The sequence below is a fragment of the Vibrio hippocampi genome (assembly GCF_921292975.1).
In the GTDB taxonomy this organism is placed as follows: domain Bacteria; phylum Pseudomonadota; class Gammaproteobacteria; order Enterobacterales; family Vibrionaceae; genus Vibrio; species Vibrio hippocampi.
The window spans coordinates 1,576,853-1,590,888 of sequence record NZ_CAKLCM010000002.1 but is presented as its reverse complement, the minus strand read 5'-3'; the positions used below and the strand labels follow the sequence as shown (position 1 = coordinate 1,590,888).

Genomic DNA, 14,036 nt, shown 5'->3' with positions numbered 1-14,036 from the left:
ATTGGTTGGGCATTTTTGTTTCTGCTATACCGCAATGTCATACCACAAATAGCCGACAGACCCTGCTGATAGCGCTTATTTCATATTTGCACTCGACAGTGTGAGAGAGATCTTGCAAAATTCCCCCTCTATTCAGGGATAACATCTATAGGAAAGCAATGAAGATAGTCGTTGATGAAGCGATGCCTTATGCCATCGAACTTTTTGAGCAGTTTGGTGAAGTGGTGGCCAAACCGGGTCGAGAACTGACCGCTGACGATCTGATTGATGTCGATGCGATGATGATTCGCTCCATTACTAAAGTTAACGAGTCTCTGTTATCCAAAGCAAATCGCTTAAAATTTGTCGGCACGGCAACCGCAGGCATGGACCATGTCGATCAAGCGTTGCTGCAAAGTAAGGGTATTTTCTTTACCGCTGCACCCGGTTGTAACAAAGTGGGCGTGGCAGAGTATGTGATCTCTTGCATGATGGTGTTGGCTCAGCAGCAAGGCTTCTCTATCTTCGATAAAACAGTGGGTATTATCGGCGCGGGTCAGGTTGGCAGTTATCTACAGCAGTGTTTGCAAGGTATTGGCATCAAGGTGCTGATCAATGATCCACCCAAACAGCAGCAAGGTGACACCAGAGCGTTTACGCCGTTAGACCAACTGCTTAAGCAGGCGGATGTCATTACGACTCATACGCCTATCACTAAAAGCGGCGATTATCCAACACACCACCTGATCAGCGCAGATGTGCTTGAAGGCTTACGCAGCGATCAGATTTTGATCAATGCGGCTCGTGGTCCCGTCGTTGATAACCAAGCTCTAAAGCAGCGTTTGCAAATGCAAGATGGTTTTACTGCGGTACTTGATGTGTTTGAGTATGAGCCGCAAGTGGACATGGAGCTGCTGCCGTTACTGGCTTTTGCAACACCGCATATTGCAGGCTATGGTCTTGAGGGTAAGGCTCGTGGAACCACCATGATCTTTAACTCTTTTAGTCAATTTATAGGCAGCGATAAACAGGCGAACCCTGATGCATTGCTTCCTATCGCGCCTATCCCTGAAGTATCACTAGAACGAGATTGGGATGAGGCTGTGCTACATAACCTCACTCAACTGGTTTATGATGTACGTAAAGATGACGCAATCTTCCGTCGTAACATAGAATCAGACAATGGTTTCGACAATATGCGTAAACACTACTGGGATAGACGAGAATATGGTGCTATTCGAGTAAAAGGAGCAGCCAGCGAACCGTTAACTGCCCTAGCTAAATTAGGATTTCAAATCGAGGTAATCAATGAGCCAACAATTTAATATTGCTGTATTTGGTGCAACAGGTGCTGTGGGTGAAGCCATGGTCGAAGTACTGCAAGAGCGTGAGTTTCCAATTGGAGACATTTATCTGTTGGCGAGCGAGCGTAGCGCAGGCAAAACCTATCGAGTCAACGGTAAGACCATCAAGGTACAGAATGTTGAAGAGTTTGACTGGTCTCAGGTGCATATCGCCCTGTTTTCTGCCGGTGGTGAACAGTCTGCGAAATGGGCGCCGATTGCTGCTGATGAAGGTGTGGTTGTTATTGATAACTCGTCACACTTCCGTTACGACTTTGATATTCCTTTGGTCGTACCTGAAGTCAATCCAGAAGCGATTGCCGAGTTCCGTAATCGCAACATCATCGCTAACCCAAATTGTTCCACGATTCAAATGTTAGTCGCACTAAAGCCGATTCACGATGCCGTGGGTCTTGAGCGTATTAATGTGTCTACCTATCAATCGGTTTCGGGTGCGGGAAAGTCGGGCGTTGATGAACTTGCGGGTCAAACGGCTATGCTGCTTAATGGCAAGCCTGTCGAACAAAAAGCGTTCTCACAGCAGATCGCCTTCAACTGTATCCCTCAAATTGATCAGTTTATGGATAACGGCTATACCAAAGAAGAGATGAAGATGGTCTGGGAAACTCAGAAAATCTTCAACGACCAGACGATTACCGTTAATCCGACTTGTGTTCGCGTCCCAGTATTTTATGGTCATGCAGAAGCCGTCCACCTTGAGACTCGCGCTCCGATTGATGCCGAAGAAGTGGTGCAATTGCTTGAGCAAGCGGAAGGTATCGAGGTATTCCACGGTCAAGATATGCCGACGCAAGTGCGTGATGCTGGTGGTAAAGACCATGTTATGGTTGGTCGTATTCGTAATGATATTAGCCATCATAGTGGTATCAACCTTTGGGTTGTGGCTGACAACGTTCGTAAAGGCGCGGCGACCAATGCGGTTCAGATTGCTGAAGTATTGATTCGCGACTACTTTTAAGCCGTTCTAGTAATCAAATTCTTGACCTCCTGTCTATCGGGAGGTCTTTGTTTTTAGAACTAATGTGAGATTGATACGGAATATTTATTCAAGATTCACTTTTTTTTATAGCAAACTTTAGTTTTCAAGCCATTATCCGATATAGTACACAGATAAGAATTGTATTATTAAATTGCAGACAGCTGAGCCTTCCATGCATCAAATTTTTAAACCTTTGTTAGTCGTATTGGCACTATCAATAGGGACAACCACGTTTTCAATCAGCGCTGACACTATTCGACTCAAAGGCCCTACTGGCGAGATTATTAACGCTCCTCAGTATTCAGAGCCAGTGCGTTCAGTGGACACTACGACGCAACCGACTCGTTACTATGGTCCAACTGGCCAAACGGAGACCTTGTGGAGTATCGCCTCTAAATTTCGTCCGCAGAACAGTACGACGCAACAAACCATTTATGCATTCTATCAACTCAATCCCAGTGCATTTGAGCAGGACAATATTCATAAATTGATCCCAGGCAGCCGTCTAAGGCTCCCTTCTGCCGCACAAGTTTCGGCGACCAATTTACAAGAAGCCTTGTCAATTCTGGCGGCGCATCAAGATAAGTTAAGGCCAAAAGCTAAGCCTGTCGTTCAACCCAAGCCAGTGGTTCCGCCCAAGCCAGTAGTAAAAGCAGATCCAAAGCCTGAAGCGAAGAAACCAGCGGCAGTCGTTGAACCCAAACCGGTAGCAAAAGAAAGCAAACAAGAGCCGGCTAAGTCGTCTGATATTTCAGATAATGCTGAGGCTAGTCAAGGAACGGTCAGTCAAGGTGGCGAACTCACCAACAGCAAGCCAAGCGCCGAACCTTTGATTCAAGCTCAAACAAAGCTAACCGAAAAACTGCAACAAGAACTGACGCGCTCTGAAGGTGAACTGCTTTCTTTGGAAGAGCGTAATCATCAGTTACGCCTGATGCTGTCCGAAGTACAGAACGAAGTTGAAACCCTAAAAGACGAAGTTTCGAACGAAGAACGAATTCGCCAAGAAGTCGAACGTCAGTTAGCGGATGAAAGACGTAAGCAAGCAGAAATTGATCGTATGGCGCCGAGCCAATGGGATATATGGTTAGCAAAACCTTGGTTTGTCGGACTACTCGCTATCGTTCCTGCTCTTTTGGTGGGCTTACTAACCATCTTAATGATGCGTGGTCGCAAATCGTCGGAAAAAGAACAGCAACAACAAACCACGGATTCCGGTTCGCCTGAAGTCATGGCTGCAGGCGCCGCTGGAGCGGCACTGCTTGCCGAAGACGAGCAGAGCGAAGAAACGTTTGGTGATGATCTGCTAGCTGGTCTTGATGAAGATCTCACTATGGATGAGTCAAGTGCTGAAAGTGATGATGATGCCGATGATATATTTGGCGATCTCAATGATAGTGACTTGGACTTCAACCTTGATGATGAGGACGATGTGTTCTCAAGTATCGGAGACGATGGCGAGCTCGATCTTGGCTATGTCGATCTTGATGAAAGCGCCAATGGCATCAGTGTTAAAGATGGTGAGAAAGCGCTGGGTCTAGAGGAGATGGAGCGCGCCTTAGACGACGTTTCAGTGAGCAGTGACGATGACCTTGATTTAGATCTTTCCGATGATGAAACGTCACTCGATGAGCCGGTGTCTCAAGCCGATCTTGATGCATTATTCTCTAGTGTTTCAGAGCAAGAGCCTGAGCCTGCTCTTGATCAGGACGTACAAGATGTTCTAAATCAAGCAGATATGGATGAGTTATTATCTGGCGATGATTTTGACCTCGGTTTGGATCAGAGCGAGTTTAATCTTCCTGAGGACCCGTCGTCTAACGTAGATGTTTCCAATGACGATATTGATGATTTGTTTGCTCAGTTCTCTCAAGGCACTGACAGCTTGGAATCTGAGAAAGATGATGATGCCTCTTTACTTGATGAGCAGTTAGATGATGACCTTGAGCTGTCAGGTTTAGAGGACTCAGCTATCACTCTAGACGAATTAGTCGACAGTGATGATGAGGTTGATGAGCTCCTTTCATCTTCAAAGGTGGAAGAAGATGATTTTGAAATCGATGAGAACAGCACGGAGCTTTTAGACGAACTGCTGTTTGAAAGCTCGCTAACTGACAACGAAGACGATCTTGATATCGACCCGTTATCATCGGGTGAATTATTCGGCTCAGATGTTGAGGGCTCTCAAGACGATATTGATGCATTACTCAATCAGACAGCAGAAGCGCCAACGGCAGTCGCGGAAGAGACAAGTGTTTCTAACGACGATATTGATGCGCTACTGAGTCAAGCAGTCGATGCGCCCGCAGAGCAAGAACAAGTCTTAGACGTTTCTAACGATGACATTGACGCGTTGTTGAATGAAGCGTTAGATGCGCCTGCAGAGCAAGAACAAGCGTTAGAGGTTTCTAACGATGACATTGATGAGTTGTTGAATGAAGCGGTAGATGCACCTGCAGAGCAAGAACAAGCCTTAGACGTTTCTAACGATGACATTGATGTGTTGTTGAATGAAGCGGTAGATGCTCCCGCAGAGCAAGAACAAGCGTTAGAGGTTTCTGACGATGACATTGATGCGTTGTTGAATGAAGCGGTAGATACACCCGCAGAGCAAGAACAAGCCTTAGACGTTTCTAACGATGATATTGATGCGCTGTTGGATCAAGCCGTTGAAGCGCCGACAGGGGGTGACCAAGATATTTTGGATGCCCCACAGGATGTCGATGATTTAATCGATCCAGTGATTGAACAACCAGACTCTTCCGAGTTCGAAACTTCAAGCGAGGCAAGTGAGGCGTCAAGTGCAACGAATGAAGAGTCTATCAATCATGAACGCCAAGCCGATGACGCAGTATCATCAACAGCAAATGATAGTTCGGTTAGTGATAGCTCAGTAAATAATCCAGAGTTCGACTTTACTCCGGAGATCGAGAGTGTTTCTGAGCTCCCCAATGAAGAGATTGACGAAGCACAGCAGCAAGCTGATATTGATAGCTTGATGGCCAATGAGTTTGGTGTCCCTCAGGATGATGATTGGTTGCTTGACGAAGAACCTCAACAACCAGCCAGCCACACCCCTGATACAGAGTTGACGCCGGAGATCGAAACGGATTCGCTCCATGCAGAGCCAGCAGAGCCAGCAGAGCCAGCAGAGCCAGCAGAGCCAGCAGAGCCAGCAGAGCCAGCAGAGCCAGCAGAGCCAGCAGAGCCAGCAGAGCCAGCAGAGCCAGCAGAGCCAGCAGATGATTTAGACTTTCTAAACTCAGCGCTTAATAGCGACTATAGCGAAGAGCAAGCTATAGCCGACTTCGAACACGAAGACGCTCACGCTATTGATGAAGGTGAGTTGACAGAGACGGATTTATCAGAAGAAGACTTTAGCTTTGATGATGCCGATCTGCCCCAATACAGTGAAGAAGACGCTTTAGCACAATGGGGTGCGAGTGATGATGAATCCGTCGTTAAAAATACGCAGGATACTGATTTAAAAGCAAAACCAGAGCAGGCTGATTCAGCGAATGAAGTTGAAGCAGGCGCTGCCGATCAGGTTCTCAACACCGATGAAAAATCTAATGACCCGCAACTAGACGCGTTATTCAATGAAGAAATGGTCGGTGAAACCCTAAACCATTCCGAAATTGACGCTTTAGCCGATGCTTTCTCTATGCTAGACAGCAACGCGTTGGAGCAGGAAGGCGAACTCGGCGAGTTATTACAAGACGGTGAAGCGACGTTCTCAGATATTCGCCCAGTAGACCAAGATAGAGCCGATAGTGCAGGTCTTGATCTTGCGGCTATGCTTGATGAAAGTTCGTTAAGCGGACGTGGTGGTGAAGACTGGAATGGGTTTACCCTCACGGACGAACAGCTGGCGACAATTGACGGTGATATACCAGAAGACCAGCAAGCGATTTGGAACGAACAAAATGCGGGTTCCTTGTCATCTGCGAGCGATGAGGATTGGAGTTCTCAAAATCCTGATACGGACTTTGAGGGAGACGCCAAGCAATACCTGACCATTGACGACTTAATGGCCTCAGTGGAAAGTGAAGAGAGTGCCGTATCTTCTGAGTTAGATGAAGAATTGAAACTGGATGTGGGTCTAGATGACTTCCCTGATGTGATTGGCGAGATCAGTGACGTGGATGTTGATGATGAGTCAGAAGCGGCAGGTAACTTGGACCTTGCGAATATCTACATTGAAATGAATGATATTGAAGGGGCGGTTAAGCTACTGGAAAAAGTCAAAGCCGAGGGTTCTGAGCCATTGAAACAACAAGCGACTCAGTTGTTGGCGAAGTTATCGAACTACAGCCAATATTAAACACTGAGAGAACCCATACGACATAGGGTAGTCGGAAATGATGAAGAGCAGCGTTTAACCCGCTGCTCTTTTTGTAGGGCTGGTTTTATAGGACTGGTTTTATAAAATTGGCTTACCTTGAGCTCAATTGCGCATAAGGTATATACTTTGCGCCCAATGACAAGCAAGCAGTACAGAGAAAGATATGAAAGTAGCACTCGGCATAGAATACGATGGAACACGATACTTTGGTTGGCAGCGTCAACGTGAAGTGATTAGTGTTCAAGAGCATCTCGAAAAAGCACTATCGATTGTTGCCAATGAGGCTATTGAAGTTCAGTGTGCGGGTCGAACTGACGCCGGTGTTCATGGCACCGGACAAGTGGTCCATTTTGAGACAAATGCAATAAGAAAGCCGATTGCTTGGACGATGGGTGTGAACGCAAACCTACCCAAAGATATTGCGGTTCGCTGGGCGAAAGAAGTCCCAGAAGAGTTTCACGCACGCTTCACTGCGACTGCTCGACGTTATCGCTACGTTATTTATAACGATGATTTACGTCCGGGTATCTTATCATCAGGAGTTAGCCACTATCACGGGCAGTTGGATGAAACCAAAATGCAACTGGCGGGTCAATACTTATTAGGTGAAAACGATTTTACCTCTTTTCGCGCGGTTCAGTGCCAGTCGAGAAGCCCTTGGCGCAATATTATGCATCTCAATGTTTCTCGTCACGGTCCCTATGTGGTGATTGATATTAAGGCCAATGCGTTTGTACACCATATGGTGCGAAATATTACTGGCAGCCTGATTCTTGTCGGCAAGGGTGAAAAAGAGCCAGAATGGATAGAGTGGCTTTTGCAACAAAAAGATCGTAAGTTGGCAGGTGCAACTGCGAAAGCAGAAGGACTCTATCTGGTGGATGTTGATTATCCTCAAGCGTTCTCTTTGCCGCGAGTACCCCTTGGACCACTATTTTTACCCAATGATTTATCCAATGGTTGGGTGTGATTTTCACCCAAGCGATTGAAAGGATTCAGTAACGAATTAGCCAAGCTAAAATAGGTACAACCAGTTTTTTGTCTACACTTGTGTGCTAATGTGGTTTAATCCGTTGATGAAGTTTTGAGTGTCACGCTTTTGCAGTTGTTTGCGAGAGCCATAAGAGAAAAGGTCTTCCATGAGTTGGCTTGAAAAGATTTTAGAAAAAAGCAATATCGGTAGTTCACGTAAGGCGTCCATCCCAGAAGGGATCTGGACCAAATGTTCTTCATGTGAACAGGTGCTTTATCACGCTGAACTAGAGCGTAATTTAGAAGTTTGTCCAAAATGTGGTCATCACATGCGAATGAAGGCTCGTCGTCGTCTTGAGACGTTTCTTGATGAAGGCAACCGCCAAGAGCTTGGTACAGAGCTTGAGCCGCAAGATAAACTTAAATTTAAAGATTCTAAACGCTACAAAGAACGTATTTCAGTCGCACAGAAAAACAGTGGTGAAAAAGACGCACTGATTGTGATGAAGGGCGAATTACTGGGTATGCCAATTGTGGCGTGTTCATTTGAATTTGCTTTTATGGGCGGTTCAATGGGCTCGGTGGTTGGAGCTCGATTTGTCAAAGCCGTCGATGCGGCGATTGAGAATAACTGTGGCTTAGTTTGTTTTTCTGCCAGCGGTGGTGCACGTATGCAAGAAGCACTGATGTCGCTGATGCAGATGGCAAAAACCAGCGCAGCGCTTGAGCGCCTATCAGAAAAAGGCTTGCCTTACATCTCGGTCATGACTGACCCAACGATGGGTGGTGTTTCAGCGAGTTTGGCGATGCTTGGTGATATTAACATTGGTGAACCGAAAGCTTTGATTGGCTTTGCGGGTCGTCGTGTTATTGAACAAACAGTACGTGAAGATCTACCCGAAGGTTTCCAACGCAGTGAGTTCTTACTAGAACATGGTGCTATCGATATGATTGTCGATCGCCGCGAAATGCGTCAACGCGTGGGTGGTCTAATTGCTAAAATGACCAATTATGACTCGCCACTTGTGGTGGATGTTCAAGATTCTCCAGTAGAACCTGCATATCAAGTACCAGAAGCCGACGAAAAAGGGTAAAGTACCCATTAAGTTATCCACGTTAATCTAACAACGACTTAATGAGTACAATCAAACAACCACAAGCCACATCCCCACTCTCGATGTGGCTTGATTATTTAAATAGTATCCATACCAGTGCCATCGATCTTGGTCTCGATAGAGTGTCTGTCGTTGCCCAACAAGGGAAGTTAACACGACCAGCGCCAGTGACGATTACCGTTGCCGGCACCAATGGTAAGGGTTCCACCTGCGCTTTAATGGAAGCGATTCTTCTTGATGCTGGCTATAAAGTTGGCGTTTACAGCTCTCCCCACCTTATTCGCTACAACGAACGCGTTCGAATTAATGGCAATGAACTTGCTGATGAAGCTCATGCACAAGCATTTCATGATATCGAGCAATTACGTGGTGAAGTGAGTTTGAGTTTCTTTGAATATGCCACCTTAGCGGCTCTTAAGTTATTTCAAGACAACCAAGTCGATGTGGTGTTATTAGAAGTGGGTTTAGGCGGCCGCCTTGATGCTACCAATGTGGTTGATCATGATGTGTCGGTTATCACCAGTTTGGCGGTGGATCATGTGGATTGGCTGGGCGATGACATCAGCAAGATTGGTTTTGAAAAAGCGGGTATTTTCCGCAGTGGCAAACCTGCGGTTTGCGGTCAGCCAGCGCCTCCGTCGACGGTACCTGCACATGCAGACGACATCCAAGCGGATTTCTACCAAACGGGTATCCAATTTGATTATCAATCAACGAGCAAGGACACTTGGCGTTGGGTTCACGGTGCATATACCCTAGAAGATTTGCCTAAGCCTGATTTGCCGCTAATGAACGCGAATACCGCCCTAATGGCGCTTTGCAGTTCTGGATTGGACATTTCCGATGTTAATATTGTCAATGGGCTAAAAAGCGCTCGTTTGGCAGGTAGGTTGCAAGTCGTTGAAGGTAAACCCACTACCTTGCTTGATGTCGCTCATAATCCTCATTCAGCACAGTATTTAGTTTCTCAATTGCTTGCCAAGGACGAGACGGCTAAATATAGCTTAGTGTTGGGTATGCTGCATGACAAAGATATTGAACAGACGATCAACGCGTTGCAGCCGATTGCCAAGCGATGGTATTTAGCGTCGCTTGATGGACCAAGAGCGGCGACTGCGGATGAATTAGCTCAGTACCTTGATGACGATATGGTTGCGGGTCAGTATTCATCCCCAAAATTAGCCTACCAAGCTGCGGTACAAGAAGTGGATCCACAACAGACGATTTTGGTCGTGGGATCATTTCATACGGTAGGAGAAGTACTTGCTTACCAACAAGCTACAGCCAGCACAAAGTAGAGTAGAGCACGATTAATCTTTTAATCGAAACGATCAACGAGTAGAGGAGCCGTTATGGCAAGTCAGTTCCAGAGTCGATTAGTCGGAACCATAGTTTTAGTAGCGATTGGTGTGATCATTTTGCCCGATCTGCTTGATGGTGAGAAATCACACTACAAAGAAGAATTTGCCAGTATTCCTCTGAAGCCAGAAGTCAGTTCACAGGTAGAGACCTTTGTGGTACTTGAGCCGGAAGAGGACAGCGCGGCATTACCGCCATCTCCAGTCGAAGCACAGGTTGCCGGAGAGGAAGTGCAGACGGCAGAAACTGGACAAGATAGCCCTGAGGCTAAGCCAGAGGTTGAGACTCAAGTTATTGAGGTTGTTGAGCGCAATGATTACAAGGATAGCGCTTGGATTATTCAACTGATGGCGCTGAAAAATGAAGATAATGCACACGCACTGGTAAAAGACTTGCAGAAAAGGGGATATCAAGCCCATGCTAAGCAGGAGACAAATTTCACCCGTGTGATTATTGGTCCAGACGTATCGAAAACAAAATTAGAGCAACAACTACTAGAATTAGAGAAAATTACCGGTTCTAGAGGTCAATTGCTCAAATTTAAACCATTAAACCCATAAGAAAACGTTTGCGTCGCGGATTTTTCTGTTAAAATGCGCGCCAACTTGAGATGAAGAATTCATGAATTGGTTAGATTTTATCATTTTAGGTGTGATAGGGCTTTCGGCTCTTATCAGCTTAGTTCGTGGTTTTGCGAAAGAAGCTATGTCACTTGTTATTTGGTTCGGCGCTTTTTTTATAGCTAGCCAGTACTACACCAAGCTTGCGGTGTACTTTACCAATATTCAAGATGACATGGTGCGCAATGGTGCGGCGATAGCCGCCCTATTCGTAGCAACGCTGATAGTCGGTGCGTTGATAAACTATGTTTTAGGGCAACTGGTTCAAAAAACGGGCTTGTCAGGAACAGACCGAATACTGGGTATTGTATTTGGCGCGTTGAGAGGGGTTTTGATTATCTCTGCGGTACTGTTCTTTGTTGATACCTTTACTACGCTTAATCGCAGTGAATGGTGGGAGCAGTCACAACTCGTTCCCCACTTTAAGTTGGTCATTCAGCCGTTTTTTGAACACATTGAAGCAAACTCTAGTTTCCTGCCTGGCGCTAAATAGCGCCAGCTAATGTCGAAAATCGAGGATTAGGACATGTGTGGTATTGTTGGACTTGTTGGCACTACGCCAGTAAATCAGTCTATCTATGACGCTTTAACCGTTTTACAGCACCGCGGCCAAGATGCTGCCGGTATTGTTACCATAGAAAGCAATCGTTTTCGTCTGCGTAAGGCGAATGGTCTGGTAAAAGATGTATTTGAAGCAAAACACATGCAACGCCTCCAAGGCAATGTAGGTATTGGTCACGTTCGTTACCCAACCGCGGGTAGCTCAAGCGCTTCGGAAGCTCAGCCCTTTTACGTAAACTCACCTTTTGGCATTACCCTTGCGCACAACGGTAACTTGACGAATGCGCATTTAGTGCGTGAAAAGTTATTCGAAAAAGACCGTCGTCATGTCAACACGACTTCAGACTCTGAAGTGCTGCTAAATGTACTTGCCCATGAAATCGACACGGTAAAAGGCAATGTCACGTCGGATGATGTATTCCGCGCGGTTGCTAATGTTCACCGCACAGTTAAAGGTGCTTATGCCGTTGTTGCGATGATCATTGGGCACGGTATGATTGCTTTCCGTGATCCGAACGGTATTCGCCCACTTTGTTTGGGTAAACGTGAAATCGAAGGCAGAACCGAGTATATGGTGGCGTCAGAATCTGTCGCGCTTGATGCCGTCGGTTTTGATTTTGTTCGCGATGTAGCACCGGGTGAAGCTGTTTATGCTACGTTTGATGGCGAGCTGCATACTCGTCAGTGTGCCGATAATCCGAAACTTAACCCATGTATTTTTGAGTTTGTTTATTTTGCTCGCCCAGATACCTTTATCGATAAAATCTCGGTATACAGTGCACGGGTAGAAATGGGTAAGAAACTAGGCGAACGCGTCAAGCACGATTTTGCTGATCTGGATATTGATGTTGTTATTCCAATCCCAGAAACGTCTTGTGATATTGCTCTGCAAATCGCTCAAGCGATTGATAAACCGTATCGACAAGGCTTTGTTAAAAACCGCTATGTGGGACGCACCTTTATCATGCCGGGTCAGCAGCAGCGTAAGAAGTCAGTACGACGTAAACTGAATGCGATTCGCTCGGAATTTAAAGGTAAGAACGTCCTTTTGGTTGACGACTCAATTGTGCGTGGTACGACTTCAGAGCAAATCATTGAGATGGCTCGTGATTCAGGCGCGAACAAGGTTTACATGGTATCCGCAGCGCCTGAGATTCGCTTCCCGAATGTTTATGGTATTGATATGCCGAGTGCAAGCGAGTTAATTGCTCACGGCAGAGACAGCGATGACATCTGTAAACAGATTGGTGCGGATGCGTTGATTTATCAAACACTGCCTGACCTTATCGACGCTGTCGGTCTGGGCAACCCAGATATTCAGCTATTTGAGACCTCAGTATTTAATGGCGAATATGTCACGGGCGATATTGATCAAAGCTATCTTGAATTCTTGGACTCACTGCGTAACGATGATGCAAAAGTGCAAAGAGATATTCAACAAGATCTGGCTAACTTAGAACTGCATAACGAAGATATCTAACTCGTTGATCATGTTACAGTAATAAAAAACCAGAGCTTCATAATCGCTCTGGTTTTTTTGTATCTGACTGACTTCTGATTCGCTAGGTAACTGGCTAACTAAGTCCGCACGAATCAGTAATCCCCATTATTTTAGGCTACCAGCGGGTACTTCCTTCGATAACATAATCAATAAAGAGTCTCACTTTTTCTGGTAGGTGATCTTTATGATTGTAGAGCATATAGATCTCACGAGGGTTTGCACTCCAATCGGGAAGTATGCGTACCAACTCGCCTTGCTCAATATATTCTTTCAACATGACATCAGGCATAAGAGTGATTCCAAGACCTGACGAACAGGCTCGGCGCACAACGTTTAAACTGTTGGCTTCAAAGCGACCTTTCATATTGTTGATAATCGACTCACCGCTGGTATTTTTAAGCTGCCATTTAATCAGTGGCTCACCTTTGAGTAACCTATGTTGTGATAATTCCTCAGCGTGTTTTGGCTCGCCGAATTTAGCCAAGTATTTTGGATGAGCAACGAGAATATCTTTCACTGATCCGATTTTACGAGCGATCAAGCTTGAATCACGTTGCGGACCGACTCGGAATATCACATCCCACTCCGTAGGATCGAGTTGATCAGCATGGTTGCTCATTGTTAAATCTAGGCTGATATCAGGATATTGATGCATAAAGTCATTCAGCAGAGGCATCAACATACGTTTTGTCAGATTGGACGGTGAGGAGATCTTTAGCTTTCCGGAGGCTCCTTTACAGTCGTCAGTGATTTCCTCAGTCGTTGACGCGAGTCTTTGCAGTAGAGGCGAACATTCGTTGTAGAAACGCTCTCCGGCTTCAGTCAAAGAGAGTTTGCGAGCATGACGGTTTAGTAGTCGTAAATCAAGTGAGTCTTCTAGAGCTTGAATACGGCGAGTGATGGTAGCAACAGGCACCATAGTCTTACGCGAAGTGGCGGTATAGCTACCATTTTCGACGACAAGTCTAAATAAATTAAGATCGTCTAGTTTCATAATGTAACTGGTATATTCCTTAGAGAAGTTTCTCTTTAAGCGCACGGTATAGACTGAAAGTAGCGTAGGATTTATATAGTTCTATCTAGAGGAAAGCCAGAGTAAAGCGCTAATTTATTATCATATCAATAGCTTGCCTTACAGCCCCGACCTTGTATTATTGTATTCTAATTTTTGCTACCGCGGTAGATTTGTATAAAAGCAGTTTTCTGCCTACAGTTATTAGTGTAGTTCTTGGCGACAAACG

10 protein-coding genes are annotated in these 14,036 nt (G+C 45.7%); 9 read left to right on the top strand and 1 reads right to left on the bottom strand.

Going from position 1 to position 14,036, the window contains the following annotated elements; all coding sequences use genetic code 11:
- The first annotated feature begins 158 nt into the window (after positions 1–158).
- The 9 genes from L9Q39_RS09460 (at position 159) to purF (ending at position 12,774) form a co-directional block, all read left to right on the top strand.
- The gene (locus L9Q39_RS09460; protein ID WP_237484838.1) at positions 159–1,304 is read left to right on the top strand and encodes a 4-phosphoerythronate dehydrogenase; all 1,146 of its coding nucleotides are present in this window, start codon (positions 159–161) and stop codon (positions 1,302–1,304) included.
- A complete protein-coding gene (locus tag L9Q39_RS09455) occupies positions 1,288–2,301 on the top strand; it encodes an aspartate-semialdehyde dehydrogenase (protein WP_237484837.1) in 1,014 nt (337 codons plus the stop codon). Before L9Q39_RS09460 ends, L9Q39_RS09455 begins: the two co-directional genes overlap by 17 nt.
- A gap of 193 nt (positions 2,302–2,494) precedes the next feature.
- On the top strand, positions 2,495–6,646 hold the full coding sequence (locus tag L9Q39_RS09450) for a FimV/HubP family polar landmark protein (protein WP_237484836.1): 4,152 nt from the start codon (positions 2,495–2,497) through the stop codon (positions 6,644–6,646).
- A 184-nt stretch (positions 6,647–6,830) separates the two neighbouring features.
- A complete protein-coding gene (gene truA / locus L9Q39_RS09445) occupies positions 6,831–7,637 on the top strand; it encodes a tRNA pseudouridine(38-40) synthase TruA (RefSeq protein WP_237484835.1) in 807 nt (268 codons plus the stop codon).
- Between the two features lie 169 nt (positions 7,638–7,806).
- Positions 7,807–8,733 carry an acetyl-CoA carboxylase, carboxyltransferase subunit beta gene (gene accD, locus L9Q39_RS09440; protein ID WP_237484834.1) on the top strand — a complete coding sequence of 309 codons (927 nt, stop codon included), beginning with the start codon at positions 7,807–7,809 and terminating at the stop codon, positions 8,731–8,733.
- Positions 8,734–8,774: 41 nt separating this feature from the next.
- Positions 8,775–10,052, top strand: a complete 1,278-nt coding sequence (gene folC / locus L9Q39_RS09435) for a bifunctional tetrahydrofolate synthase/dihydrofolate synthase (protein ID WP_237484833.1) — start codon at positions 8,775–8,777, stop codon at positions 10,050–10,052.
- A 54-nt stretch (positions 10,053–10,106) separates the two neighbouring features.
- Entirely contained in the window at positions 10,107–10,673 is a 567-nt protein-coding gene (locus tag L9Q39_RS09430) for an SPOR domain-containing protein (RefSeq protein ID WP_237484832.1), read from the top strand.
- 61 nt (positions 10,674–10,734) lie between these two features.
- A complete protein-coding gene (locus tag L9Q39_RS09425) occupies positions 10,735–11,226 on the top strand; it encodes a CvpA family protein (RefSeq protein WP_237484831.1) in 492 nt (163 codons plus the stop codon).
- 33 nt (positions 11,227–11,259) lie between these two features.
- On the top strand, positions 11,260–12,774 hold the full coding sequence (purF, locus tag L9Q39_RS09420; protein ID WP_237484830.1) for an amidophosphoribosyltransferase: 1,515 nt from the start codon (positions 11,260–11,262) through the stop codon (positions 12,772–12,774).
- A 136-nt stretch (positions 12,775–12,910) separates the two neighbouring features.
- Here the strand turns inward: purF and L9Q39_RS09415 are convergent, their stop codons facing one another.
- Positions 12,911–13,789, bottom strand: a complete 879-nt coding sequence (locus L9Q39_RS09415) for a LysR family transcriptional regulator (protein WP_237484829.1) — start codon at positions 13,787–13,789, stop codon at positions 12,911–12,913.
- Positions 13,790–14,036 lie beyond the last annotated feature (247 nt).